The 26,513-nt window shown below is 72.8% G+C and carries 21 protein-coding genes; 11 read left to right on the top strand and 10 right to left on the bottom strand.

Annotation, left to right across the window (positions count from 1 at the left end; genetic code table 11):
• Positions 1-21: 21 nt before the first annotated feature.
• Entirely contained in the window at positions 22-3,009 is a 2,988-nt protein-coding gene (locus ACFYNX_RS08490) for a bifunctional [glutamine synthetase] adenylyltransferase/[glutamine synthetase]-adenylyl-L-tyrosine phosphorylase (RefSeq protein ID WP_388659038.1), read from the bottom strand.
• A 419-nt stretch (positions 3,010-3,428) separates the two neighbouring features.
• Here ACFYNX_RS08490 and ACFYNX_RS08485 point away from each other — a divergent pair, with 419 nt between their 5' ends.
• Positions 3,429-5,462 (top strand): PIG-L family deacetylase, encoded by a 2,034-nt coding sequence (locus ACFYNX_RS08485; RefSeq protein WP_388659035.1) that lies wholly within the window; start codon positions 3,429-3,431, stop codon positions 5,460-5,462.
• Positions 5,463-5,526: 64 nt separating this feature from the next.
• Here ACFYNX_RS08485 and ACFYNX_RS08480 read toward each other — a convergent pair whose 3' ends face one another.
• Positions 5,527-6,783, bottom strand: a complete 1,257-nt coding sequence (locus ACFYNX_RS08480) for a cytochrome P450 (protein WP_388659032.1) — start codon at positions 6,781-6,783, stop codon at positions 5,527-5,529.
• Positions 6,780-8,075, bottom strand: a complete 1,296-nt coding sequence (locus ACFYNX_RS08475) for a cytochrome P450 (RefSeq protein ID WP_388659029.1) — start codon at positions 8,073-8,075, stop codon at positions 6,780-6,782. Before ACFYNX_RS08475 ends, ACFYNX_RS08480 begins: the two co-directional genes overlap by 4 nt.
• 308 nt (positions 8,076-8,383) lie before the next feature.
• Here ACFYNX_RS08475 and ACFYNX_RS08470 point away from each other — a divergent pair, with 308 nt between their 5' ends.
• On the top strand, positions 8,384-8,815 hold the full coding sequence (locus ACFYNX_RS08470) for a VOC family protein (protein WP_388659026.1): 432 nt from the start codon (positions 8,384-8,386) through the stop codon (positions 8,813-8,815).
• A 54-nt stretch (positions 8,816-8,869) separates the two neighbouring features.
• On the opposite strand, the gene ACFYNX_RS08465 is transcribed toward ACFYNX_RS08470, so the two are convergent.
• From ACFYNX_RS08465 to ACFYNX_RS08455, 3 genes are all read right to left on the bottom strand, one after another.
• Complete coding sequence (locus ACFYNX_RS08465; protein ID WP_388659023.1) at positions 8,870-9,385, bottom strand: GNAT family N-acetyltransferase; 516 nt, start codon at positions 9,383-9,385, stop codon at positions 8,870-8,872.
• Positions 9,382-9,744, bottom strand: coding sequence for a hypothetical protein (locus ACFYNX_RS08460; RefSeq protein WP_388659019.1), 363 nt, complete (start codon positions 9,742-9,744; stop codon positions 9,382-9,384). The genes ACFYNX_RS08465 and ACFYNX_RS08460 overlap by 4 nt, the downstream gene beginning before the upstream one ends.
• 134 nt (positions 9,745-9,878) lie before the next feature.
• Entirely contained in the window at positions 9,879-11,240 is a 1,362-nt protein-coding gene (locus ACFYNX_RS08455; protein WP_356543831.1) for a glutamine synthetase family protein, read from the bottom strand.
• A 290-nt stretch (positions 11,241-11,530) separates the two neighbouring features.
• Here ACFYNX_RS08455 and ACFYNX_RS08450 point away from each other — a divergent pair, with 290 nt between their 5' ends.
• The 6 genes from ACFYNX_RS08450 to ACFYNX_RS08425 all read left to right on the top strand — a co-directional run bounded on the left by ACFYNX_RS08450 (position 11,531) and on the right by ACFYNX_RS08425 (position 18,268).
• Positions 11,531-11,878, top strand: a complete 348-nt coding sequence (locus tag ACFYNX_RS08450; RefSeq protein ID WP_388659016.1) for a hypothetical protein — start codon at positions 11,531-11,533, stop codon at positions 11,876-11,878.
• A 92-nt stretch (positions 11,879-11,970) separates the two neighbouring features.
• Positions 11,971-12,648, top strand: coding sequence for a DUF3105 domain-containing protein (locus ACFYNX_RS08445; protein ID WP_365551063.1), 678 nt, complete (start codon positions 11,971-11,973; stop codon positions 12,646-12,648).
• A 2-nt stretch (positions 12,649-12,650) separates the two neighbouring features.
• Positions 12,651-13,274: a DUF305 domain-containing protein gene (locus ACFYNX_RS08440; RefSeq protein WP_388659013.1), complete on the top strand. Its 624-nt coding sequence runs from the start codon at positions 12,651-12,653 to the stop codon at positions 13,272-13,274.
• A gap of 130 nt (positions 13,275-13,404) precedes the next feature.
• The gene (locus tag ACFYNX_RS08435) at positions 13,405-13,824 is read left to right on the top strand and encodes a CBS domain-containing protein (protein ID WP_125666638.1); all 420 of its coding nucleotides are present in this window, start codon (positions 13,405-13,407) and stop codon (positions 13,822-13,824) included.
• A 205-nt stretch (positions 13,825-14,029) separates the two neighbouring features.
• Entirely contained in the window at positions 14,030-15,793 is a 1,764-nt protein-coding gene (locus tag ACFYNX_RS08430; protein WP_388659010.1) for an NAD+ synthase, read from the top strand.
• A gap of 264 nt (positions 15,794-16,057) precedes the next feature.
• Complete coding sequence (locus ACFYNX_RS08425; RefSeq protein ID WP_388659008.1) at positions 16,058-18,268, top strand: hypothetical protein; 2,211 nt, start codon at positions 16,058-16,060, stop codon at positions 18,266-18,268.
• Between the two features lie 51 nt (positions 18,269-18,319).
• Here the strand turns inward: ACFYNX_RS08425 and ACFYNX_RS08420 are convergent, their stop codons facing one another.
• The 4 genes from ACFYNX_RS08420 to ACFYNX_RS08405 all read right to left on the bottom strand — a co-directional run bounded on the left by ACFYNX_RS08420 (position 18,320) and on the right by ACFYNX_RS08405 (position 23,393).
• Positions 18,320-19,531: an MFS transporter gene (locus tag ACFYNX_RS08420; protein WP_388659005.1), complete on the bottom strand. Its 1,212-nt coding sequence runs from the start codon at positions 19,529-19,531 to the stop codon at positions 18,320-18,322.
• 175 nt (positions 19,532-19,706) lie between these two features.
• Positions 19,707-20,729 (bottom strand): endonuclease/exonuclease/phosphatase family protein, encoded by a 1,023-nt coding sequence (locus ACFYNX_RS08415; protein ID WP_125666644.1) that lies wholly within the window; start codon positions 20,727-20,729, stop codon positions 19,707-19,709.
• Positions 20,730-20,985: 256 nt separating this feature from the next.
• Positions 20,986-21,693, bottom strand: coding sequence for a TetR/AcrR family transcriptional regulator (locus ACFYNX_RS08410; RefSeq protein ID WP_365551047.1), 708 nt, complete (start codon positions 21,691-21,693; stop codon positions 20,986-20,988).
• A gap of 32 nt (positions 21,694-21,725) precedes the next feature.
• Positions 21,726-23,393 carry an MFS transporter gene (locus ACFYNX_RS08405; protein ID WP_365551044.1) on the bottom strand — a complete coding sequence of 556 codons (1,668 nt, stop codon included), beginning with the start codon at positions 23,391-23,393 and terminating at the stop codon, positions 21,726-21,728.
• A 246-nt stretch (positions 23,394-23,639) separates the two neighbouring features.
• Between ACFYNX_RS08405 and panB the strand changes: the two genes are divergently transcribed.
• The 3 genes from panB to ACFYNX_RS08390 all read left to right on the top strand — a co-directional run bounded on the left by panB (position 23,640) and on the right by ACFYNX_RS08390 (position 26,501).
• On the top strand, positions 23,640-24,512 hold the full coding sequence (gene panB / locus ACFYNX_RS08400; protein WP_388659000.1) for a 3-methyl-2-oxobutanoate hydroxymethyltransferase: 873 nt from the start codon (positions 23,640-23,642) through the stop codon (positions 24,510-24,512).
• 121 nt (positions 24,513-24,633) lie between these two features.
• Positions 24,634-25,635 carry an ATP-binding cassette domain-containing protein gene (locus ACFYNX_RS08395; RefSeq protein ID WP_388658997.1) on the top strand — a complete coding sequence of 334 codons (1,002 nt, stop codon included), beginning with the start codon at positions 24,634-24,636 and terminating at the stop codon, positions 25,633-25,635.
• The gene (locus ACFYNX_RS08390) at positions 25,632-26,501 is read left to right on the top strand and encodes an ABC transporter permease (RefSeq protein WP_365551036.1); all 870 of its coding nucleotides are present in this window, start codon (positions 25,632-25,634) and stop codon (positions 26,499-26,501) included. Before ACFYNX_RS08395 ends, ACFYNX_RS08390 begins: the two co-directional genes overlap by 4 nt.
• Positions 26,502-26,513: the final 12 nt, after the last annotated feature.

The following is a 26,513-nucleotide window of genomic DNA, read 5'->3' as shown; positions in this document are numbered from 1 at the left end:
CCCCCTCCCCCGCCGGAGGCCTCACGCCCCGTAGAACAGCTCCTCGACGACCGCGCGGGCCCGGCGGGTGATCCGCCGGTAGTCGTCGACCATCTCGCCGACGTGCCCCGACTCGTACCCCAGGTACCGCGCCACCGCCGCGAGTTCGCGCGGCTCGGACGGGAAGGTATCGCCGGGGCGGCCGCGCACCAGCATCACCGCGTTGCGGACGCGGGTGGCGAGGACCCACGCCTCGTCCAGGGTCTGCGCCTCCTCGGTGGGGATGAGCCCGGCCGCGTGGGCGGCGGCCAGCGCCTCGCGGGTACGGGTCGTCCGCAGCCCCGGCTCGGCCCAGCCGTGCCGCATCTGGAGCAGTTGGACCGTCCACTCGACGTCGCTCAGGCCGCCGCGCCCCAGCTTGGCGTGGAGCGTCGGGTCGGCGCCGCGCGGCAGCCGCTCGGACTCCATCCGGGCCTTGAGGCGGCGGATCTCGCGGACCGCGTCCTCGCCGAGCCCCTCGGCCGGGTAGCGCAGCGGGTCGACGAGCTCGATGAACCGCTCGCCCAGGTCGGCGTCGCCCGCCACGTGCTCGGCGCGCAGCAGCGCCTGGCTCTCCCAGACGAGCGACCAGCGGCGGTAGTAGGCCCCGTACGACTTCAGGGTGCGGACCATGGGGCCGCTCTTGCCCTCCGGCCTGAGGTCCGCGTCGATCAGCAACGGCGGGTCGGCGGTGGGCAGTTGGAGGAGCCGGCGCATCTCGGTGACCACCCGGTTCGCGGCCCGGGCGGCCTCCTGCTCGTCGACGCCCTCGCGCGGCTCGTGCACGAAGAGGACGTCGGCGTCGGAGCCGTACCCCACCTCGTGGCCGCCGAAGCGGCCCATGCCGATGACCGCGAACCGGGTCGGCAGCTCCTCGCCCCACTCGGCGCGCACGGCGGCCCGCAGCGCGCCCGCGATCGTGGCCGCGTTGAGGTCGGTGACGGCCTCCCCCACCCGGTCGACGAGCGCGCCCGGGTCGGGCTCGCGGGGACTGTCCTCGGTGCCGTACGAGCCGATGAGGTCGGCCGCGGCGGTGCGGAACAGCTCCCGGCGGCGCACCCCGCGCGCCGCCGCGACCGCCTGCTCGGCGTCGTCCGCGCGCTTGACCGCCGCCAGGACCTCCTGCTCCAGGTGGCCCCGGTCGCGGGGCTTGAGGCCCTCCGGGTCGCCGAGCAGCGCGACCGCCTCGGGGGCGCGGAGCAGCAGGTCGGGGGCGAGCCGCCCGGCCGAGAGCACCCGGGCGAGGTTCTCGGCGGCGGCCCCCTCGTCGCGCAGCAGCCGCAGGTACCAGGGGGTCTTGCCGAGGGCGTCTGAGACCTTGCGGAAGCCGAGGAGCCCGGCGTCCGGGTCGGCCGAGTCCGCGAACCAGCCGAGCAGCACGGGCAGCAGGGTCCGCTGGATCGCGGCCTTCCGGCTCACCCCGGAGGACAGCGCCTCCAGGTGGCGCAGGGCGGCGACGGGGTCCGCGTACCCCAGGGCTTCGAGCCGCTGTCCGGCCGCCTTCGGGCTGAGCCGGGTCTCGCCGGGGGCGAGCTGGGCGACGGCGTCGAGCAGCGGGCGGTAGAAGATCTTCTCGTGCAGGCGGCGGACGACGGCCGCGTGCCGCCGCCACTCCTTGGTGAGCGAGGCGACCGGGTCGGTGCGCAGGCCCAGGGAGCGGGCGAGGCGGCGCAGGTCGGTCTCGTCCTCGGGGACGAGGTGGGTGCGGCGCAGCCGGTAGAGCTGGATGCGGTGCTCCATGGCCCGCAGGAAGCGGTACGCCTCGTCGAGCTGGGCCGCGTCGGCCCGGCCGACGTAGCCGCCGGCGGCGAGGGCCGCGAGCGCGTCGAGGGTGGCGCCGCTGTGCAGGGTGGCGTCGCTGCGGCCGTGCACGAGCTGGAGGAGCTGGACGGCGAACTCGACGTCCCTGAGGCCCCCGGGGCCGAGCTTCAGCTCGCGCTCGATCTGGGCGGCCGGGATGTTGTCGACGACCCGGCGGCGCATCCGCTGCACGTCGGGGACGAAGTTCTCGCGCTCGGCGGCCTGCCAGACGAGCGGGGAGACGGCCTCGATGTACCGGGAGCCCAGCTCCGGGTCGCCCGCGACCGCGCGCGCCTTGAGGAGGGCCTGGAACTCCCAGGTCTTCGCCCAGCGCTGGTAGTAGGCGAGGTGGGAGGAGAGGGTGCGGACGAGGGGGCCGTTGCGGCCCTCGGGGCGCAGGTTGGCGTCGACCGGCCAGATGGTGCCCTCGACGGTGGTCTCGGAGCAGATCCGCATCAGGTGGGAGGCGAGCCGGATCGCCGCCTGGATCGCCTTGCCCTCGTCGGCGCCCTCGGCCGGCTCCCCGACGAAGATCACGTCGACGTCGGAGACGTAGTTCAGCTCGTGGCCGCCGCACTTGCCCATCGCGATCACCGCGAGTCGGCACTGGGCGGCGTCGGCGGGCGCGGCGGCCTCGGCGATGGCGAGCGCGGCGCGCAGGGTCGCCGTCGCCAGGTCGGCCAGCTCGGCGGCGGCCTGGGCGACGTCGGTGGTGCCGCACACGTCACGGGCCGCTATGGCGAGCAGGCAGCGGCGGTAGGCGACCCGCAGCGCGACCGGGTCGGTGGCCTCGGCGAGCCCCCGCTCGAAGTCGGCGACCCCCGGGTGCAGGTCGGCCGCCTCGTACGTGACGAGGGACTCCCAGTCGCGGGGGTGGCGGGCCAGGTGGTCCCCGAGCGCCTCGGAGGCGCCGAGCACGCCGAGGAGCCGGTCCCGGAAGGGCTTGGCGGAGAGCAGGATGGCGGTGAAGGTCTGCCGCTCGGCCTCGGGCTGCGCCTCGACGAGCCGGACCAGGCCGCGCAGGGCGAGGTCGGGGTCGGCGGTGGCGCCGAGGGCCTCGAGGAGCACGGAGTCGCCGCGCAGCGCGGACAGCTCGGGCACGTCCAGGAGCCGTTCGGCTCCCGAGGGGTCGGTGAACCCGTGCCGCACCAGACGTGAGAACGTACTGCTCCTGCGTCCCGGCACCGTCATTCCGCCGCTCCCTCCGAGCACGTCCGAGCCCCGGGGCGGGCCCGCCGGATCCGGGGGGATCGAGCCTATCCGGCGCCGGGGGCGGGAGCGCACAGGCCTTCGGTTCGCGGCGGATCACACGTGACCTCCCCCACATTGATCGCTTTTCGAGCCCGATGAACCGTATTTCTTGAAAGTCCGTCTTGCCGAGCGCGAGACCCGTCCGTCCGTTCGAACGGCACCCCGGCACCCGCCGGGGTGCCGTTCGCCTGCCCGTCCGGTGCCGCGCACCGCCCCGATCGCCCGCACCGCCCCGGCCCCCGCACGGCCCCGACCCCGCGAACCGTCCGACCTCTCCGAAAGCGCGCCACCGACCCATGCCCGTCCGCCGCCTCCGCCGCCCCCGCCGTTCCGACCTCCCGTCCCGCCGCGGGACCGCCGTGACGGCGGTCACGGCCGCCCTGGTGGGCGGCGCCCTCGCCGGGGTCCTCACGGTGACGGGCACGCCCGAGGGGCCGGAGGCGCACGCGGCGACGGGCGCGAAGGCGGGAGGGGCCGCGCGGGCCGCGGCGGACCGGGCGCCCGCGAAGGTCCCGCCGGGCGGGACGGCCGCGGTGATGCAGTTCGTCGCGCACCCGGACGACGACCTGTTCTTCATGAACCCGGACATATCCCAGTCGCTCCACTCCGGCAGCCCCCTGACCTCCGTCTACCTCACGGCGGGCGAGTCGGACGGCGTCAACGCGCGCCCGCGCGACGCCGCCGGGACCGCGGCCGACAAGGCGGGCTACGCCGAGGCCCGGCAGAACGGCATCCGCGCCGCGTACGCCGAGATGGCGACCGGCAGCAGGACCAGCCCCTGGGAGCGGACCGCGATCCCCACGGCCGGCGGCGCGTGGGCCGAGCTGGACACCCTGCGGGCGAAGCCGCACGTCAAGCTGGTGTGGCTGCAGATGCGCGAGGCCGGTTCCATCAGCGACGACCGCCCGCACAGCCTCAACGGCCTCTGGCACGGCCGCGTGGCCGAGCTCGGCTCCCAGCTCTCCGCCGGCAGCCCGGCCACCGCCGACTTCTCGTACAACAAGGGCCAGGTCGTCACCACGTTGACCGGGCTCCTGGAGCGCTTCCGGCCGACCTTCGTGCGGATGCAGGACCCGACGCCCGGCACGTACCCGGGGACGGGGGCGTACCGGGACCACCAGGACCACCTGTACGGGGCCCGGTTCGTCCAGGAGGCCCTGGCCCGGTACGCGGAGGCGCCCGGGCACCCGCACGTCGGCGTGCAGAACTACCTCGGCTACCCGACCAGCGCCCTGCCCCACACCCTCGACGCCGAGGCGGCGGGCGCGAAGCTGAGGACCCTGAAGACGTACGCGTGGCTGGACGGGGTCGCGGACTGCGGGACCCTCGCGGGCTGCGGCGACCTGAAGGTGGCCGCGCGGCCCGCCGGGCGGGGCTGGACCCAGACCGTCCGCTACGCCCGGGGGACCTCCACCTCCTGGGTGCAGCGGGAGCCGGACGGCGGCCTGCGCGCCTTCTCCGTCCTCGACGGGCGCCTCGCGACCTGGCGGAAGGCCGCGGACGCGGTCGCCTGGCGGGGGCCGGAGCTGCTGCCCGGCGGCGGCCTGGACAGCGGCGTCACCTCCGTGGTCCTGCCCGACGGCCGGATCGCGGTCTACGGCACCCGGACGGTCCTCGCGGACTACCACCGGGAGGTGGTGACCACCGCGCAGGCGGTGCCGGGCGGCGCCTTCGGCCCGTGGCGGTCCCTCGGCACCCCCGAGCCGGACGACGCCTCCGGCTCCTCGGACGTCAGCGCGCCCGCCGTGACCGTGGGCGCCGACGGCCGGGCGACCCTGGTCCTGCGGGACAGCCGCCACCGCCTCACCGCCCGCGAGCAGCTCGCCGGCGGGGACTGGGGGCCGTGGCGGGTCCTCGGCGGCGCGGAGGTGTACGGCGACCCGGTGGCGGCGACGGACGCGAGCGGGCGCGGGTACGTCTTCGCGAGCACCCCGACGACCGTCCTGGCCTGGGCGGGGCGGCGCCCCGGCGGGCCGCTGACGGGTCCGGCGCCGACCGGTCTGCCCCCGACGACGCTGGCGCTGAGCGCCTCCCCGACGCCGGACGGGGACGGGGTGCGGCTCTGGTTCCGCAAGCCGTCCTCCGGCGACCTGCGGAGCGCCGACTTCTCCGGTACGGCCCCGGTCTCCCCGTTCACGGAGCTGCCGGGCACCGGGGTCGCGGGCTTCGGTCCGGCGAGCGGCGGCGACGGCCTCCTCGCGGTCCGCTCCCGCACCGGCTTCCTGGCGACGGCCTCGCACGGCAGGACGGGCACGGGGAAGACCGGGGCGGGGACGCGGCCGGTGTGGACGCTGGAACGTTTCCTCTTCGCGGGGGCGCCGGACGCGGGCACGGACGGGGTCGCGGCGATGGGCCTGGACGGCCGACTGCGCTGGACGCCGGCGGGACGCTGAGCGGGCCGGCCGGGGGCCCGGGGGCTTCCGGCTCCGGAGTCTTCCGGCCCCGGGCTCCGGGGGATCAGACGCCCAGGAGTACGGGAAACGCCTCCGTGTCGTTCTGCGTCATCACGGGCAGCTTCCGGAGGTCGGCGTCCGGCACCGCGAGCCGCAGCTCGGGGAAGCGCGCGAAGAGGGCGGGCAGCGCGATCCCGGCCTCGACGCGGGAGAGGGCGGCGCCGGGGCAGATGTGCGGGCCGTGCCCGAAGGTCATGTGCCGGATCGGGGCGGGCCGGGTGACGTCGAACGCGTCGGCGTCGGGCCCGTGCTGCTCGGGGTCGCGGCCGATCGCCCGGTAGGAGATGACCACGCCCTCGCCCTCCGCGACGACCCCGTCGCCGACCTCGATGTCCTCGGTGGCGAACCGCATGAGGAGGTGGGTGGTGGGGGTGTCCCACCGCAGGGTCTCCTCGACGACGGCCTCCCAGGAGACCTCCCCGTCGAGGACCAGCCTCAACTGGTCGGGGTGGGCGAGCAGGGCCCGTACGGCGTTGAGGATGAGCCCGATCGTGGTCTCGTGCCCGGCGGCCACCATCGCCTTGAGGTTGCCGATCACCTCCTCCTCGGTGAGCGGCTCGCCCCCCTCGTCGGCGAGGATCAGCGCGGAGGTCAGGTCGTCGGTGGGCCGCGCGGTCTTCTCGCGGACGAGACCGGCGTAGAAGACGTCCAGGTCGGCGAGGAGGGCGAGGCGCTCCTCCTGCGGGGTGAGCATCGAGAAGAACTTCTTGTACTGCCGGGTGAGCATGGCGTTCGCGGCGGGGTCGACGCCCATCAGCATGCCGACGACCTTCATGGGCAGCGGCTGCGCGAACACGGACTTGAGGTCGACGACGGCTCCGTCCCGGCCGCCCTCCTCCAGCGCGTCGAGGAGTTCGGCGGTGAACCTCTCGATGTCGGGGCGTATCGCCTCGAGGCGGCGGGGGGTGAGCGCCTGGGAGGTCTTGGCCCGCAGCCGGCGGTGCTCGGCGCCGTCGACGGTGAACATGGACCGTCCGGCGTCGATCATGCCGATCAGCGGCCACGCGTGCGTGACCTCGCCGCTGCGCCACAGGCCCCAGGCGTCGAGGTCCTTCACGAGCCGGGGGTCGACCAGGAGCCGCCGGGCGTCGGCGTGCCGGGTGACGGCCCAGGCGGGCACCCCGAGCAGGTCGATCCGGACCAGCGGTCCGGCGTCGCGCAGCTTCGCCGTCTCGCCGTCCAGGTCCTGGACCATCGGGTCGATGACGACGGTCCCGCCGTTCCGGGCGGTGGCCTGTGCTGCGGCATGGGGGCAGGTCACGAGAGGTCTCCTGTCGTACGAACGGGGGTGAACCGGACGGGGAGCGAGGTGGTGCCGCGCAGGAAGGCGGAGGGCCGCCGGACGAGTTCCCCGGCGGGGACGGCGAGTTCGAGGTCGGGCAGCCGGTCGAGGAGGACCTCGATGCCGGTGCGGACGATGATCTCGGCGATCTCCTGGGCGGGGAAGGGGCAGCGGTACTCGCCGTGACTGAAGGCCAGGTGGGCGCCGCTGCCGCCGTGCGCGTTCCGCGCTCCCTGGCGGATCAGCGGGTCGGTGTTGGCGGCGCCGAGGCCGAGCAGCAGCATGTCCCCCGCCCTGATGTGCTGCCCGCCGAGCCGGGTGTCCCGTACGGCCCAGCGTCCGGCGAGGATCTGGGTGGGGGCGTCCTCCCACAGCACCTCGGTGGTGGCCTCGGAGACGCTGCGCCGGCCGCCGGCCATCGAGTCGGCGAACGCGTCCTCGGTGAGCATCAGGCGCAGGGAGTTGCCGAGCCAGTCGGCGGTGGTGAGGTGCCCGGCGGCCGTGACGGCCATCAGGTCGAGCGCGTACTCCTCGTCGGTGAAGGGTTCGGGGAAGGCGAGCATGCGGGAGGTGACGTCGTCGCCGGGCGCGGCCCGCCTGTCGGCGACCAGGCGCGCCATGTGCGCGCCGAACCGCTGGTGGGCGTCGTGCGCGCCGGGCCCGCCGTCGGCCAGGTCCTTCAACACCTCGGCGATGTCCTCGCCCTCGGCGTCGGGGAAGCCGACGAGGCGGGCGAGGACGAGGACGGGGAGGGGCTCGCAGAAGTCGGCCACGAGGTCGGCCGTGCCCCGGCCGCAGACGGCGTCGACGAGCCGGTCGGCGAGCTGCTCGCAGTGCCCGCGGATCTCGAAGGGATCGGCGCCCTCCAGGGCGGGCACCACCATCCGGACGTGCCGCCGGTGCTCCTCCCCGGCGGTGAAGTAGATGGACGGCAGGGGCCGTCCGACCATCGGGAGCAGCGGCCAGTCGTCGGGGATGTGCGGCCACTGGTTCCACAGGCCCACGTCGCGCGGGAACAGTTCGCCGTCGCTGGTGACCCGGTGGAGCTCGCGGTACCCCACGACCAGCCAGGCGGGCACCCCGCCCGGCAGCTCGACGGGGACGACGGGCCCGTGGTCGCGCCGCATGGCCCGGTAGAGGGCCTGGGGGTCGACCTGGAACCCGGGCCCGTCGAGGGACACGGCGGCGCTCGCGTGCGCGGGGCACCCGGGGGGCGGCTGCGGTGCGGGCGGCCGCCGGGCGGGCGGCTGCTCGGGGTGGGGATGCGTCATGAGTCCTGAACTCCCGACTCCTGTGGCGACAGCCGCACGTGTCGCGTTCATGTGATCAACGCTGGCTCACTATAGGGAGGTTGTGTGTCGCAGGAGCCCTCCATCGCGATCAATTCCGAACAGAGGGCGGACGAGAAGGAGCAGTTGGCGATCGAGCGTGCGCTACGGAGGAACAAAGAAGGAACAAGGGGGAGCGTTCCCGCCCTTGTGCGCGGCTCCCGGCTCCGGAACCGGCCGGAGGGAGGGACGATTTTCCGTCAGGTCGGTGACGACGGGTCCCGGCCCTCGTGAGCGGAACGAGAAGAACCATGAACTGGACGCTGGAAGTCGTCCCGGTCCCCGTCACGGACATGGACCGGTCGAAGGAGTTCTACGGCGAGAAGTGCGGCTTCACGATCGACCTGGACAGTGAGGTGGCCCCGGGCGTGCGGGTCGTCCAGGCGACCCCGCCGGGCTCGCGCTGTTCGATCGCGATGCTGAGCGGGATGCCGCCGATGCCGGGCACGCGGCAGACGCTCCCGGGCGGCCTGCACGGCCTCCAGCTCTGCGTCACGGACATCGAGGCGGCACGGAGGGAGCTGGTGGCCCGGGGCGTCGAGGTCTCCCCCGTCCTGCACGTCGGCGCGACGGGCTGGGAGGAGGGGAAGGGCGGCACCTGGAACTCGTTCATGACGTTCGAGGACCCGGACGGCAACGGCTGGACGGTCCAGGAGGCGCCGTCGGAACTGTCGGAACGCTGAGGGTACGGGGCACGGGGAGCCCCGGAACCCCGGCGTCTCAGAACCCCGGACGCCTCAGAACCCCCGATAGAAGTGCCGGAGCCCGTCGCCCTCCGCGACGCGCCGCATCCCGGCGGCCTCCATGACCCGGTGCGAGGCGGAGTTGTCCAGGTCGGCGTCCCCCTTCACCCCGGCGACGCCGGCCACCCGGGCGGTTTCGAGGAGCGCGCGCAGGGCCTCGGAGGCGTACCCCTTCCCCCGTACACCGGGCACGAGTCCGTACCCCACGGTCACGACCCCGACGTCGTCGGGCGGCCCGTGGAACCCGATGCCCCCGACGGCGAGCCCGCTCTCGGTCAGCCGCACCTCATAGGCCCGGAAGACCCCGGGATCCCCCCGCTCGAAGACCCCCCGCAGAAACCCGCCGCACCCCCGCACGTCCCCGTCCTGCGGATACCCCTCGGCCCAGAGGTCCCCGGGGAGGGGCGCCCGCGCGACGATCCGCTCGGCTTCACGAACGCTCAACGGATGCAGGAGGAGCCGCGCGGTGAGAACGGGGAGAACCTTCGCTCCGGAGGCCCGCGGGATCACCGCGCCTCCATCGGCTCGACCCGCCCGAGCGCCTCCGCGAGCGGAACTCCGGTGCGGGCGGCGGCGATGCGCCGGGCCCGCACCTGCGCCCGGGTCCGCGGCCGGAACTCGGGCTCCCGCCCGCATCCGCACGCCTCGAACCCCTCGTACCGCAGCCCGGCCCGGAGCACGACCGCGACGACCGACCACGCCTTCCGGTCACTGCGCCGGGGCGCGGCGAAGTCGTGCCCGGCGCACAGCATCGGCTCGGAGCAGCGGGGGCACGGGTGCCCGGCGCCGTTCGGATGCCGTTTAAAACCGATCCGGCACGAGACGCACGCGTAGTGCAGCTTGTAGTGGACGAAGGCGTAGGTGCACATGCCCAGACGGTACTGACGGGCCTCGGCCACGGACCACCGGATAACCGCCGCGCGCCGCCTACTGCTACGGACCGGTGGTCATCGACCACCGGCCCGTAGTGCTGTGCGCGTCGAGAACCGCCGCTGACCTGGTCTTACAGCACCGGCAGGTTCTTCCGCAGCTCGAAGGCGGTGACCTCCGAGCGGTACTCCTCCCACTCCTGCTTCTTGTTGCGCAGGAAGAAGTCGAAGACGTGCTCGCCCAGGGTCTCCGCGACCAGTTCGCTCTTCTCCATGAGGGAGATCGCCTCGCCCAGGTTCTGCGGGAGGGGCTCGATGCCCATCGCGCGGCGTTCCGAGTCGGAGAGGGCCCAGACGTCGTCGTCGGCGCCGGCCGGGAGTTCGTAACCCTCCTCGATGCCCTTGAGGCCGGCCGCGAGGAGGACGGCGTAGGTCAGGTAGGGGTTGGCGCCCGCGTCGATGGAGCGGACCTCAACGCGGGAGGAGCCCGTCTTGCCCGGCTTGTACATGGGGACGCGGATGAGGGCCGAGCGGTTGTTGTGGCCCCAGCAGATGTACGAGGGGGCCTCGCCGCCCGAGCCGGCCGTGCGGGAGGAACCGCCCCAGATGCGCTTGTAGGAGTTGACCCACTGGTTGGTGACGGCCGAGATCTCGCCCGCGTGCTTCAGGAGGCCCGCGATGAAGGAGCGGCCCACCTTGGAGAGCTGGTACTCGGCGCCCGACTCGTAGAAGGCGTTCCGGTCGCCCTCAAAGAGGGAGAGGTGGGTGTGCATGCCCGAGCCCGGGTACTCCGAGAACGGCTTCGGCATGAAGGTGGCCTGCACCCCCTGCTCCAGGGCCACCTGCTTCATGACCAGGCGGAAGGTCATGATGTTGTCGGCCGTGGAGAGCGCGTCGGCGTAGCGGAGGTCGATCTCCTGCTGGCCCGGCGCCCCCTCGTGGTGGGAGAACTCCACCGAGATGCCCATCGACTCCAGCATCGTGATCGCCTGGCGGCGGAAGTCCATGCCGACGTTCTGCGGGGTGTGGTCGAAGTAGCCCGAATTGTCGGCCGGGGTGGGCCGGGAGCCGTCGAGCGGCTTGTCCTTCAGGAGGAAGAACTCGATCTCGGGGTGGGTGTAGAAGGTGAAGCCCAGGTCCGAGGTCTTGGCCAGGGCCCGCTTCAGGACGTAGCGCGGGTCCGCGAAGGACGGCGAGCCGTCCGGCATCAGGATGTCGCAGAACATCCGGGCCGTGCCCGGGGCCTCCGCGCGCCACGGCAGGATCTGGAACGTGCCCGGGTCCGGCTTGGCGATCATGTCCGACTCGTAGACGCGGGCGAAGCCCTCGATCGCGGAGCCGTCGAAGCCGATGCCCTCGTCGAAGGCCTGCTCCAGTTCGGCCGGCGCCACGGCCACCGACTTGAGGAAGCCGAGCACGTCGGTGAACCACAGGCGCACGAAGCGGATGTCGCGCTCTTCGAGCGTACGGAGCACGAATTCCTGCTGCTTGTCCATTTCCACACCCATCCTCGCTGGTCAGGCCGCCTGATCCCACCGCCTCGGGCACATCGGGGGCACCTGAGCATCCCACCACATGGTTTCGCGCACGTTGCACACCCATACTGCCTGTTCGGTTGTGACTCAGGTAACGGGGGACGGGGCCTTTCCCGCCTCCGTTCCTCCTCTCCCGCCCGGCCTCCGGCACTCGGTGGTACCCCGTTCGGCCCACGGAGGGCCTTCGCCCACTACGATCTCCGCCCATGGGGGCCCCACGGCTCGTACGCCCGTCCCGGCACGCGCGTCCCATGGCACTGGTGAGTGCCGTGGCGACGCTCCTCGCCGCGCTCTTCTTCTGTCTGGGCGCCGGACCGGAGGCCGGACCGGAATCCCATCACCGGGCGGTCCCGGAGCAGGAGGCACGGGCGGCGGCCGCCGTCACCGTCGAGTACGTCTGTCCGTACGACCGCGGCGGCTGCTCCCTCTTCCCCTCCCTCTCCCCCGCGGTGCTCAGCGCGCCCCCGCTCGATCCCCCGCTCCAGGCGGCGGACGGGCTGCCGCGCCTCGCCCCGGTCTCCGGCGACGGGCCGGCGCGCCGCTCCGGCGTCCGGCCGCGCGCGCCGGACCTGCACGTCCTTCAGGTTCTCCGGACCTAGGCGTACGGAGGGCGGCCCGGCCGCCACCCCCGCCGCACGTCCGTGCGCGAACCGAACCCCACCCCCACCTCCCGAAGAAGGACGACACCACCATGGCCGCCAACCGCTCCGCCAACGCCGACCGCCGCGCCCGAATAGAGGAGATGCGCCGCGCCGAGCAGGCCCGCGAGCGCCGCAACCGTCTGATCACCGTCGGCGTCTCGGCCGTCGTCGTGCTCGGCCTCGTCGGCTTCGGCAGCTTCGTGCTGCTGAAGAAGTCCGACGAGCAGGACAAGAAGGACGCCGCGGCCAAGGCCCCGATCGCGGCCGAGAAGACCTGGGACCCCGCCAAGCTCGGCCGCAACCACGTCCAGACGGCCGTGAAGTACGACATGAAGCCGCCGGTCGGCGGCGACCACAACCCGGTCTGGATGAACTGCGACGGCGACGTCTACGACAAGGCGATCCCCGACGTGAACGCCGTCCACTCCCTGGAGCACGGCGCCGTCTGGGTCACCTACAACAAGAAGGCCCCCAAGGCCGACGTGGAGAAGCTGGCCGCGAAGGTCGGCAAGACCAAGTACTCGCTGATGAGCCCCGTGGACGGCCAGACCGGGGCGATCATGCTGTCCGCCTGGGGCAAGCAGGTCACCGTGGACGGCGCGGACGACCCGCGCGTCGACGCCTTCTTCACCAAGTACGTGCAGGGCCCGCAGACCCCCGAGCTGGGCGCCGCCTGCACGGGCGGGCTCGACGCGAGCGGTGCGGGCGGCGCGGGGATGGGCCAGTGAAGGTGAACCGCACGCAGGGGGCGGCGATCACCGCCGTCGCCCTCGCGCTGCTCTTCGCCGGGGGCGCCGTCACCGTCGCGTCGGCGGACCGCGACGGGGCGCCCGCGACCCCGGTCTCCGCTTCGGCGGACGCCGGGTTCGCCCGGGACATGGCGGTCCACCACCAGCAGGCCGTCGAGATGTCGTTCATCGTCCGGGACCGGACGGAGGACGAGGCCGTGCGCCGGCTCGCGTACGACATCGCCAACACGCAGGCCAACCAGCGGGGCATGATGCTCGGCTGGCTCGACCTGTGGGGGCTGCCCAAGAACGAGTCCGGCGTCGAGCCGATGGCCTGGATGGGCATGGGCGGCTCGGGCGACACCGGTCCGCTGGACGGGGCGCTCATGCCGGGCATGGCGACGAAGTCGCAGATCGAGGAGTTGCGCGCGGCCAGTGGCCGGGAGGCCGAGGTCCTGTACCTGAAGCTGATGACCGCGCACCACCGGGGCGGGGTCCACATGGCCGAGGGCTGCGTGCAGAAGTGCGTCGTGGGCGCCGAGCGCGCGCTCGCCCGGGGCATGGTCGACGCGCAGAAGTCCGAGATGCTGCTGATGGCGGACATGCTGAAGGAGCGCGGAGCCTGATCCCGGGCTCCCGGAGTGCGTCCCCGGCCCCCGTGACCCGCTGCGGTCGCGGGGGCCGTGGCGTGCGCCGACAATGAGGGTGCTCGGGGATTCGTACGACGACGTTCGACGACGAAAGGTACGCGACCCCATGACCACGGCGAAGGACATCATGCACCCCGGGGCCCAGTGGATCCCGGCTCACGAGACGCTCGACCGCGCCGCGCAGCTCATGCGCGACCTGAACGTGGGCGCACTGCCCATCGCCGACGAGAACGAACGCCTCTGCGGCATCCTCACGGACCGCGACATCGTCGTCGGCTGCGTGGCCATGGGCCACGACCCGTCCAAGGTGACCTGCGCCGAGATGGCCAAGGGCACCCCGCGCTGGGTCGAGGCGAACGCCGACGTGGGCGCCGTCCTGGAGGAGATGCAGAGCCACCGGATCAAGCGGCTGCCCGTCATCGAGGACAAGCAGCTCGTCGGCATGATCAGCGAGGCCGAGCTGGCGGAGCACCTGTCGGACGAGCAGATCAAGGCGTTCTGCATGAGCGTCTACGCCTCCTCCTGACCGTCCCCGTCACCGGAACCTCACCGGAGCCTCACCGGAGTGGGACCACGGTCGCCCGGGCCCTCGCGTCCGGGCGGTCCGGCACCTCCAGACGGTCCGGCGTACGGCGGTTCACGCGCCTGGGGCCATCCCCGTACCGTCCCGTTCCGTTCCCGGAATCCCGTACCCCACGACATAGCGTCGGTCTGACGATTAGACTGGGCCCGTGCCTCAACTACGCCTCGCCCTCAATCAGATCGACTCGACCGTCGGAGACCTCGCCGGAAACGCCGAGGCGATCGTGCACTGGACCCGGCACGCCGCCGGGCAGGGCGCGCACCTCGTCGCGTTCCCCGAGATGGTGCTGACCGGATACCCCGTGGAGGACCTCGCGCTGCGCTCCTCGTTCGTGGAGGCGTCCCGGGAGGCCCTGCGCGGGCTCGCCCTGCGCCTGGCCGAGGAGGGGTTCGGGGAGGTGCCGGTGGTCGTCGGCTACCTGGACCGCTCCGAGCGGGCGAAGCCCCGGCTCGGCCGGCCGGCCGGGTCGCCGGAGAACGCCGCCGCCGTCCTGTACGGCGGCGAGGTGGTGCTGCGGTTCGCCAAGCACCACCTGCCCAACTACGGGGTCTTCGACGAGTACCGGTACTTCGTGCAGGGCGACACCCTGCCGGTCGTCCGGGTCCACGGGATCGACGTGGCCCTGGCGATCTGCGAGGACCTCTGGCAGGACGGCGGCCGGGTCCCGGCGGCGCGCGCCGCGCGGGCGGGGCTGCTCCTGTCGGTGAACGCCTCGCCGTACGAGCGGAACAAGGACGACACGCGCCTCGAACTGGTCCGGACGCGGGCCCGGGAGGCCGGGTGCGTCACCGCGTACCTGGCGACGACCGGCGGCCAGGACGAGCTGGTCTTCGACGGCGACTCGATCGTCGTGGACGCGGAGGGCGAGGTCGTGGCGCGGGCCCCGCAGTTCGTCGAGGGCAGCGTGATCCTGGACCTGGAGCTTCCCGCGTACGACCCGGACGCCCCGGAGGGGCCGGTCGGCGAGGACGGGCTGCGGATCGACCGGGTGGTGCTCTCCGAGAAGCCGCTGCCCGCGTACGAGCCGGAGCTGACGGGCGGTTACGCGCGCCGGCTCGACGACGACGAGGAGGTGTACTCGGCGCTCGTCGTCGGACTGCGCGCCTACCTCGCGAAGAACGGCTTCCGCTCGGTCCTGGTCGGCCTGTCGGGCGGCATCGACTCCTCGCTCGTCGCCGCGATCGCCTGCGACGCGCTCGGCGCGGAGCACGTGTACGGGGTGTCGATGCCCTCGAAGTACTCCTCCGGGCACTCGCGCGGCGACGCGGCCGAGCTGGCCCGCAGGACCGGCCTGAACTACTGCACGGTGTCGATCGAGCCGATGTTCGACGCGTACATGGGGGCCCTCGGCCTCACCGGGCTCGCGGAGGAGAACCTCCAGGCCCGGCTGCGCGGCACGGCCCTGATGGCGCTCTCCAACCAGGAGGGGCACCTGGTCCTCGCGCCGGGCAACAAGTCCGAGCTGGCGGTGGGGTACTCGACGCTGTACGGGGACGCGGTCGGCGCGTTCGGGCCCATCAAGGACGTGTACAAGTCGGACGTCTTCCGGCTCGCGCGCTGGCGGAACCGGGCGGCCGAGGAGCGCGGCCAGACCCCGCCGATCCCGGAGAACTCGATCTCCAAGCCGCCCAGCGCCGAGCTGCGGCCGGGGCAGGTCGACACGGACTCGCTGCCGGACTACGAGGTCCTGGACGGCATCCTCGCCCTGTACGTGGACCGGGACCAGGGGCGGGACGCGATCGTGGCCGCCGGCTACGACGAGGAGCTGGTGACGCGGACGCTGCGGATGGTGGACACCGCGGAGTACAAGCGGCGCCAGTACCCGCCGGGCACCAAGATCTCGGCGAAGGGCTTCGGCAAGGACCGGCGCCTGCCGATCACGAACCGCTGGCGGGAGAGCCCGGCCGGCTGACCCGTCAGTTGGACGTCGGCCAGCTCGACAGGTGCCGCGTGCCGATCTTTTTCCGTCAAAGACCGACGAAAGATCGACAGCGCCCCATGCCCTCCCGGACTGGCGCCATATCCTCGCGCCAGGCAGCGACACCACTTCGCGCCGAATGCCGTACGCCCTGATGGCGTGCGGGCGTACCGCAGCAGTCGTGGGCACCACCGGCGGGAAACCGGGGCCGTCCTGGATGGCTGTCTCGTTCCGGCCACCGAGGTACTACCCTGCCGTGTGGCAGCGCGCTCGTTCGCGCCCATGCCCCGGGCTCCGGCCCGGGTAGCCCGGCGTATGCATCGTGCGGAAGCCGGGGCGATAGGGCCCGAGGAGGCCCTCGCCACGACCGACCACCACCGGGAAATCATCGTCACGGACGAGAAGGGCTTTACGTTCCGGCTCCCTCGGCCGCCCAAACCACTGCCTGCTCTGGACCCCAAGGGCACGGGGCGGCTCCGCCGGGCCCTGCAGGACAATCCACGGGTCAACCTCAGCACGGAGGCCATCGAGGCCGCCGCCGGTCTTTTCGCAGATCCGTCCCGAGCCGCACGCACGGTCGCGTACGACGACGGTCACGACAGCCTGAACGTCCAAGTGGCGGGTTCCGCCACGCTGTACGTTCTTGAGGGCATGGCATATGCGGACGCGCTGCTGCCCGTGCTGGGAAACCCGCGAATCTCCCATCTGGCGCAGGCTCCGTCGATGCCGAGCTCGCACGCCTCTGCGGACTCTCCTTCCTCGGCTCCGCCCTCGTCGGGTATGTACGCGTCCGACGGTACGACTCCGCTGGCTCAGCTCCGCGTCCGCTACGGTCGGATCGAGGACGCGTGCCGTGTCATCCGTACGACGGTCAAGGAGACCCTGAAGCAGCCAGGAGCGGACTACAGCGACTCCATCCTGGTGAACGGGGTGATGGCCCCGGTCGAAGCCGTACTCGTGGAAATGTCCTACGCCGACGGCAGTCCGCCGTCCGTTGTTCCGGCCCTGTACGACGGCACCTCTCGCTGCACCAGTGCGGCCAAGACCCGGCACGGGCTCGGCACGCACTCCGCCCAGGACCTTCAGGACGAGATCGCCGACTCCTTTGCGGCTGCCCTCACCCTCAGTACCCGCACGCGTCGTACGCGGTACGCCAAGTCCGCGCAGGCCGTGAACGCCGCGCTGGAACGGAGCAACCTGACCATGCCCGTCCTGCGGGAGCGGATGACGCGGCTGGTTCCCGTCCGGCTTGTCGTCGGAGCGGAGTTCCCGCCCGACGCCACCGCCTCCACGCTGCCCGACGCCGTGGCGACGGTCCAGAGCGCCCGGCACATCAGCGTCAACCCGTGGAGCGAGCCCGCCCAGGACCTGATGACTGCCGAGCGGATCGTGTCGCACCTGAACAGGCAGGGACTGGTACCGGGCGCCTTCGTCGACCTGGTAAACGAAGAGACCCTCCGCGACTCGGACGTCGAGCAGCTCTTCGGCGCGGGTACGGCCGCCCTGGTGCGTTACGACCGGACGGACTGGGTGGATCCGCTGTGGCGAGCGGCGAAGATCGCGCACACCTTGACCAGGCCAGCGGTGTTCGAGGAGGCCAAGCGCTTCGTCCGCTCCGACCGGGGGCTGTCCTCCGTACGTACGGAGCGGTACGCGGGATACCTGGGGGTGGTGATCGACATGTCGTTCCGGTTCTACAAGCCGAAGACGACTCCGGTCGCACGCCGTGCCTGGCGGGACGGCGGCGTGCTGTCGAGGGACGTCTTCGACCCCTGGGAGCTGGTTGTCGCCTCGGCAGCAGAACTGCGCGCGCGAACGCTGAAGGACGAGGCGGACGCCCGGTTGACCCTTCAGGTCCTGACCGGAACAGCACTGATCGCCGACGGCCTGCTCACCCCCGATTCCGGTGTCAAGGTGTCCAGCGGGCGGGTTCCCTATCGCAGCGCTCCCCCACTTCTCCTCGCCCAACTGCTCCGGACGCCGCACGGCGTACGACAGGCCGCGGCGGTACTGGCCCACTTCGATCCCGACCGGCCCGGTGGCGTCGGCAACCACGCGAAGTACACCTATCCACGCCTCGACCACCGCGGCCGGGCCGAGCGCGACGGAGCGGGCGTCGCCGTCCTCACGGAGGCGGACCTCCACTGGCAGGCCGACCCGGAACGGTCGCTGCAGGAACACACCTTGCGGGAACGGGAGAAAGCGACCGAGACTCGTTCGGAGACGCCTGAAGAACGCAACCGGCGCCGTCGGCAGGATCTGATCCGCTACTTGGCGGAGGCCCGTCGGACCGCAGATGACCTGCGGAGCCAGAAGGCCCTCTTCCCCGATGAGCTGAAGGAGCATCCATTGGGTCTGCGCGCGGACTGGAAGGAGATCCACCAGTCCGTCCGCGGCTTGGAGGACACGCTGATCGAAACACAGCCTCCGGCAGACCCGGACCCGTCCTTGGATCACGAGGTCGGCTGAGGCAGGGCCGGGGGACGGGAGCCGCCGGGACGGGGCGTTCGACTGGGCGGTTCAGACGGCGCGTTCCGGCTCGGCCGCCGCCCGGTCCCCTCTGGCGACGACGCGGGAGGCCCCCTCCGGCGTACGGCGGTCGAGCAGGCCCGCCACCGCCGCGACCGCCAGGCCGACGACGGTGAGGCCCGCGCCGACCAGGGTCGGGGAGGTCCAGCCCCAGCCGGCGGCGACGGCCGCGCCGCCCGCCCAGGCGCCGCCCGCGTTGGCGAGGTTGAAGGCCGAGTGGTTGGAGGCGGAGGCGAGCGTGGGCGCGTCCGCGGCCTTGTTCATGACCAGCATCTGGAGCGGGGTGGTGGTCATGAAGCCGACCGCGCCGAGCACGACGACCGTGACCAGGGCCAGCCAGGGCACGTGGACGGTGAAGCGGAAGGCGACCAGGGCGAGGACGAGGGCGGCGAGCGAGCCGTACAGGGTGGGGCGCAGGGCGCGGTCGGTCAGCGGACCGGCGGCGAGCGCGCCGCCGGTCATCCCGAGGCCGAAGAGGGCGAGCACGAGCGTGACGGTGGAGTCGCCGAAGCCCATCACCTCGGTGGTCATCGAGGCGAGGTACGAGTAGACGGCGAAGACGCCCGCGAAGCCGAAGACGGCGGTGAGCAGGCCGAGCAGCACCTGCGGGCGGCCGAGGGCGCGCACCTCGCGGCCCAGGCCCCCGTGCCGGTCGGCGGGGATCCGCGGGACGAGGCGGGCGAGCGCGGCCACGGCGAGCAGGCCGATCGCGGCGACCACGAGGAAGGTGGCCCGCCAGCCGAGGTGCTGGCCGAGGAGGGTCGCGGCCGGTACGCCGAGGATGTTGGCGACGGTGAGGCCGAGGAACATGGTGGCCACCGCCCGCGCCCGCCGGTCCTCGCGGACGAGCCGGGCGGCGACGACCGCGCCGAGGCCGAAGAACGCGCCGTGCGGGAGGCCGGCGAGGACCCGGCCCGCGAGGAGCCAGCCGAAGCCGGGGGCGAGCGCGGAGGCGAGGTTGCCGACCGTGAAGAGGGCCATGAGCAGGAGCAGCATCCGCTTGCGCGGGACGCGGGAGCCGAGGGCGGTGAGCAGCGGGGCGCCGACGACGACCCCGATCGCGTACGCCGAGACGAGGTGCCCCGCGGTGGGGACGGAGGTGCCGAGGTCCTCGGCGACCTGGGGCAGGAGGCCCATCATCACGAATTCGGTGGTGCCGATGCCGAAGGCGGAGACGGCCAGGGCGAGCAACGCCAGGGGCATGGGAGGGAGAGCCTTCCGGAGGGGGAGACGGGATTAGTTCGCTGTCTGAACAAATTGTCGCAGACGGCGTGTTCCCGGTGGCTTCCGGAAGGTGAAGGGGACGTTTCGGCGCGGGGCCGGTTCGGTTCGGGGGCGGCTCGGGGGCGGCTCGGGGCCGGTTCGGTTCGGGGCCGGTTCAGAACGTCACGCGGGCGGCGATCGGGAGGTGGTCGCTCCGCGTGGCGGGCAGCGCCCAGGAGGAGACGGGCTCGACGCCCTTGACCATGATCTGGTCGATGCGGGCCATCGGGAACGAGGCCGGCCAACTGAACCCGAAGCCGTCGCCGGCCGCGCCCTGGGTGGAGCGGAGCTGCGAGGTGACGGCGTTGAGGGCGCGGTCGTTCATGGTGCCGTTGAGGTCGCCGAGGAGGACGAGCCGCTCGTGCGGGTCGCGGGAGATGGCGGCCCCGAGCGCGTCGGCGCTGTTGTCGCGCTGGTTGGCGGTGAAGCCGGCGTTCATCCTGACCCGCACCGAGGGCAGGTGGGCGACGTACACGGCCACCTCGCCCTTCGGGGTCACGACGGAGGCGCGCATGGCGCGGGTCCAGCCCATGTGGATGTCGACGGGCTGCGCGCCGCGCAGCGGGAGCTTGCTCCAGAGGCCGACGGTGCCCTGGACGGAGTGGTACGGGTAGGCCTCGGCGAGGCCCTCCTCGTAGACCGGGACCATGTCGCCCTTGAGCTCCTCCAGGGCGAGCACGTCGATGCCGGAGGCGGCGAGCTGCCGGGCGGCGCCCTCGGGGTCGGGGTTGTCGGCGTTCACGTTGTGGGTGGCGACGGACAGGTCGCCGCCGGGGGCCGACTTGTCGGCGACGAGCCCGCCGAAGAGGTTGAGCCACACCGCGGTCGGCAGGAGCAGCGCGATCAGCGCGGTGGCGGACCGGCGCAGCAGGGCGAGGACGAGCAGGAGCGGCACGAAGAGGCCGAACCAGGGGAGGAAGGTCTCCGTGAGGCTGCCCAGGTTGCCGATCCGGTTGGGGATGTCGGAGTGGAGGACCATGACGAGGGTCAGCGCCACGGCGGCCAGGGCGATCAGGATGCCCCGGCGCCAGATCCCCCGGTCGCGGCGGAGCCGGTCGAGGGCGGTCCGGAACCGGGAACGGGGACGCTCGCCGTTCGCGCCGCCGTACTCGGTCCCCGTCGTGTCCACCCGCGTCATCGCTGCCCTCACTGCCGTGCGCCGTGCCGTCTTGCCTGTTGCCGTGACCCGACGTCGACACTAGGCGATGAGGGGGCGGCCGTACTCCCCCAGGGACGACACCGTGCGCGTGGCGGGTTCCTCCGGGGGCGCGCGGACGGGGCTGTTGTGACAGAACGCTCATATTCGCGCCGGTCCGCACCCCGGGACGGCCGGGGGCGGTCGGGTGCCGGGCGGGGAGTCGGCCGGGCGCCGGGCCGGGTGTCGGGCACGGGCGTCAGGTACGGGGGTGCAGGCCGTCCAGGACGGTGTCGACGACCCGCTCGGCGAGGCCGGGCGCCAGGTCGGAGGAGTCCGGGCGGATGACGGTGCGCAGCAGCAGGGGGCCGACGAGGAGGTCGTTGACGAACTCGGCGTCGAGGTCGTCGCGGATCTCGCCCTCCGCCATGCCGCGCCGCACGGCGTCCAGGCCGATCCGGCGGCGCGGTTCGATGACGGTGAGGTGGTAGGCGTCCCACAGCTTGGGATAGAGCTGCATCTGCGAGAAGACGGTGTGGAGGAGGGCGGAGGAGCGCTTGGCGAGGCCGCGCTGCCGCAGGGCCTCCAGGAGCGCCACGAGGTCGTCCCGGGCCGAGGTGCCGGGCAGCACCGGGTCCGGGGGCTCCAGGGAGCGCAGCAGGTCGACGAAGAGGTCCTCCTTGCCGGACCAGCGGCGGTAGATGGCGGCCTTGCCGACCCCGGCGGTGCGGGCGATCCGCTCGATGGACAGCTCGGTCAGCGGGACCCCGTCGTCCAGGAGCCCCCCGACCGCCTCGAAGATCGCCTGGTCGACGGCCTCGGAGCGGGGGCGGCCGCGGCGGGGGGCGGGCGCGGGGTCCCCGCACCCGCCCCCGCCGCGGGGTGCCGCCGTCCCGGCCTCCGGCCCCCCGCCGGGGGCGCCCCCGTCGGCGTGGGGGTCCGGGTTCTCGCCGTTCTGGAGCGACACGTGCGTTCCGCCTCTCGTCCGGGGGCTGCGGGTTACCGTCGGGCCGATTCTCCCGCCCCGGTGCCGGGGGCCGGTACCGAGGCCCGGGGGGTGTCGCCCTCCGGGCGGCCGCCGGGAGCGCCCGCGCCCGGGTCCGCCGGGGCGCGGCCCGGCAGGAAGGCGGCGACGACCGCCGCGCCGACCAGGGCGATCGCGGCCGAGGCGATCGCCGTGACGTGCATGGCGTCCAGGAAGGCCTGGTACGCGGGGGCCACCAGGTCCCGGCCCGCCGGGCCGAGCTTCTCGGCGACCGCGAGGGTGCCCTCGACGGACTCGCCCGCCAGGGACCGCAGCGCCGCCGGCACCCCGCCCAGGTGGCCCTCGATCTCGCCCCGGTAGGTGGAGGAGAGCACCGAGCCGAGGACGGCCACGCCGAGCGCGCCGCCGACCTGCCGGAAGGTGTTGTTGATCGCCGAGCCGGAGCCCGCCTTCTCGCGGGGCAGCGCCTGCATGATCGCGACCGTGACCGGCGGCATGATGTGCGCCATGCCCGTGCCCTGGAGGAAGAAGACGACTTCGAGGACCCAGACCGGGGTGGAGGCGTCGAAGAGGGCGAAGGCGGCGAGGCCGAGGGCGACGAGCAGCATGCCGGCGGCGCACACGGTCCGGGCGCCGAAGCGCTCGACGACGATCCGGGCGCGGGGCGCGAACGCCATCTGCGCGACGGCCAGCGGCAGCAGGAGCAGGCCGGACTCCAGGGCGGTGTAGCCGCGGACGCTCTGGAGGTAGAAGGCCGAGAAGAAGGTCACGCCCATGAGGGCGAAGAAGACGAGCGCGATCGCGGCGACGGCGGCCGAGAACGCGGGCTTCCTGAAGTACGACATGTCGATGGCCGGGTGGTCGCTGCGCCGCTCGTGCAGGACGAAGCCGACGAGGACCGCGAGGCCGCCGAGGACCGGGGCGAGGACGGTGACGTCGGTGAAGTCCGCCAGCTCGCCGCCGCGAATGATCCCGTACACGAGGAGGACGAGGCCGACGACGGAGAGGAGCACGCCGGGCACGTCGACGCGGCCGGGGCGGGGGTCCCGGGAGTCGGGCACGAGCCAGACCATCAGGGCCAGGGCGAGGAGCACGACGGGCACGTTGACGAGGAAGATCGATCCCCACCAGAAGTGTTCGAGCAGGAGGCCGCCGGTGATGGGGCCGATCGCGATGGCGAGGCCGACGCTTCCGGCCCAGATGCCGATGGCCTTGGGCTGCTCGTCGCGCTCGAAGACGTTCATGAGGACGGCGAGGGTCGCGGGCATCACGAAGGCGGCGCCGAAGCCCATGACGGCGCGGTAGGCGATCAGCTCGCCCGGGGAGCCGGAGAAGGCGGCGAGGGCGGAGCCGATGCCGAAGACGGTGATGCCGAAGAGCAGCACCTTCTTGCGGCCGAGGCGGTCGCCGAGCAGGCCGGAGGTGAAGAGGAGCCCGGCGAAGACGAGCGTGTAGGAGTTGATGGCCCACTCCAGCTCGCTCTGGGTGGCGCCGATGCCGGTGGGGGCGGGGGCGGCGATCGTCCTGACGGCCACGTTCAGGATCGAGTTGTCGAGGACGACGATCAGCAGGCTGAGCATCAGGACGCCGAGGATCGCCCAGCGGCGCCGGTGGACGGCTTCGGGGACGCGGGGCCCGGCGGGTATCGCGGGTGCGGCGGGTGCGGTGGACGGCTGTGACATGCCGATCAGCGTACGACCATTTCGATACGGAACGGTCTCGTATCGAAAAACCTGGACGAGTCTTTACGTTGTACCGACATCTCTTTACGGTGCGCCGCTTCACGCCCCGCCGGACTTCACACACGGCGGCGGTGTGAACAGCGCCACTCCGGCCCACTTTCCCGTCCGCCCGCCGAAGTGCCACCATGGACGTGGTCCGGGGACGCCGTGAGGGCGCCTCGAGATGACAACAAGGAGCCGTTCACCATGACGCTTCAGGCTGCCCAGAAGGCGCCCGCCGCCACCGGCGACACCACCAGGTCGCTGTACGGGGGGACGGGCACCCGCCGCATCACCGTCCACGACATCGCCGCCGCCAAGGCCCGCGGCGAGAAGTGGCCCATGCTCACCGCCTACGACGCGATGACCGCCTCCGTCTTCGACGAGGCCGGCATCCCGGTCATCCTCGTCGGCGACTCGATGGGCAACTGTCACCTCGGCTACGACACCACCGTGCCCGTCACGATGGACGAGATGACCCTCCTCTCCGCCGCCGTCGTGCGCGGCACCCGGCGGGCCCTCGTCGTCGGCGACCTCCCCTTCGGCTCGTACCAGGAGGGGCCCGTCCAGGCCCTGCGCAACGCCACCCGGCTCGTCAAGGACGCCGGCGTCGGCGCGATCAAGCTGGAGGGCGGCGAGCGCTCGCTGCCGCAGACCGAGCTGCTCGTCCAGGCCGGCATCCCCGTCATGTCCCACCTGGGCCTGACCCCGCAGTCCGTCAACACCATGGGCTACCGGGTGCAGGGCCGCTCCGACGAGGCCGCCCACCGACTGCTCCGCGACGCCAAGGCCGCGCAGGACGCGGGCGCGTTCGCGGTCGTCCTGGAGCTCGTGCCGGCCGAGCTGGCCGCCGAGGTCACCCGCTCGCTGCACATCCCGACCATCGGCATCGGCGCGGGCGCCGGGACCGACGCGCAGGTCCTCGTCTGGACCGACATGGCCGGTCTGACCGGCGGCAAGGTGCCGCGCTTCACCAAGCAGTACGCCAACCTCCGCGAGACGCTCGGCGACGCCGCCCGCGCCTTCGCCGAGGACGTCTCCGGCGGGGCGTTCCCCGCCGAGGAGCACACCTTCCACTAGGGATCAGGGATCCGGGGAAGACCCCCGAGAAGCCACCGCGGCACCTCCGACAGCCCGCCGACATCCCCCGTCGGCGGGCTGTCGGCCGTCTGTCGGGGCGCTGTCGGTGGGGCCGTGTTCCATGGTGGACATGACGCGATCACACACCAACGCCGTCGAGGTACGGGGCCTCGTGAAGCACTTCGGCGCGACGAAGGCCCTCGACGGGGTCGACCTGGACGTCCGCGAGGGCACGGTCCTCGGGGTCCTCGGCCCCAACGGCGCCGGCAAGACCACCCTCGTCCGCTGCCTGTCCACCCTGCTCTTCCCGGACGCCGGGACCGCCGTCGTCGCCGGCTACGACGTGGTGCGCCAGCCCCGCCAACTGCGCCGCACCATCGGCCTCACCGGCCAGTACGCCTCGGTCGACGAGAAGCTGTCCGGCTGGGAGAACCTCTACATGATCGGGCGGCTGCTCGACCTCTCCCGCAAGGACGCCCGGGCCCGCGCCGACGAGCTCCTGGAGCGCTTCTCGCTCACCGAGGCCGCCAAGCGGCCCGCGATGAACTACTCGGGCGGCATGCGCCGGCGGCTCGACCTGGCCGCCTCGATGATCGGGAAGCCGGCCGTCCTCTACCTGGACGAGCCGACGACCGGCCTCGACCCGCGCACCCGCAACGAGGTGTGGGACGAGGTCCAGCGGATGGTCTCCGAGGGCGCCACGGTCCTGCTCACCACCCAGTACATGGAGGAGGCGGAGCAGCTCGCGAACGAGCTGACCGTCATCGACCGCGGCAAGGTCATCGCCAACGGCAAGGTCGACGACCTCAAGGCCCGGGTCGGCGGCCGCACCCTGAAGGTGCGCCCGGTGGACCCGGCCGACCTGACCGCCATGGCCGCCGCGCTGCGCGAGACCGGTCTCGACGGCGTCGCCGGCGCGACCGTCGTCGCCGACGAGGGCGCGCTGTACGTGCCGATCCTCGCCGACGAGCAGCTCACCGCCGTCGTGGCCCTGCTCGGCGCGCGCGGCTTCGGCATCGCCCACATCGGCACCCATCTGCCCAGCCTGGACGAGGTGTTCCTGGCGATCACCGGCCAGAAGACGACCGTGTCCGACGCGCTTCCCGAGGAGGTCGCCGCATGAGCACCGCCACCACGACCACACCGCTCTCCACCACCCCCGTCGGCGGCCCGGACAAGGGCACGGGCCCGGCGCGGACGCCGGCCGGCGAGGGCCGGATCGGCCTGCGGGCCAACCTGCGCCACATCGGCGCGCTCGCCCGGCGCAACGCCCTCCAGATCAAGCAGGACCCGGAGTCGATGTTCGACGCGGTCCTGATGCCGATCATCTTCATCCTGCTGTTCGTGTACGTCTTCGGCGGCGCGATCGCCGGCAAGGGCAACAACGACGCGTACGTGAACTACGTGACGCCCGGCCTGATGGCGATGATGGGCATGAACATCGCCATGGCCGTCGGGTCCGGCGTGAACGAGGACTTCAAGAAGGGGGTCATGGACCGGTTCCGGACGATGCCGATCGCCCGGTCCTCCGTCCTGATCGCCAAGATCGTCGTCGAGGTCGGCCGGATGCTGATCGCCACCGCGATCCTGCTCGGCATGGGCTTCCTGCTCGGCATGGAGGTCAAGACCTCGGTGCTCGAACTCTTCGCCGCGATCGGCCTGTCGATGGTCTTCGGCGCCTCGCTGATGTGGATCTTCATCCTGCTCGGCCTCACCATGAAGACGACGCAGGCGGTCCAGGGGGTCGCGATGCTGGTCCTGATGCCGCTCCAGTTCGGCTCGTCGATCTTCGCCCCGCCGACCTCGATGCCGGGCTGGCTGGAGACCTTCACCGACTACAACCCGCTCTCCAACCTCGCCGACGCCGCGCGGAACCTCGTCAACGGCGGTCCGCTCGCCCACTCGGTGTGGATGACCCTCGGCTGGTCGGTGCTGATCACGGTCGTCACGGCGCCGATCGCGGTCGCCAAGTTCCGCAAGAAGACCTGAGCCGGGGTCCCC

This window comes from Streptomyces sp. NPDC007872, from assembly GCF_042868165.1.
In the GTDB taxonomy this organism is placed as follows: domain Bacteria; phylum Actinomycetota; class Actinomycetes; order Streptomycetales; family Streptomycetaceae; genus Streptomyces.
This window is presented reverse-complemented; position numbering and strand designations above follow the sequence as displayed.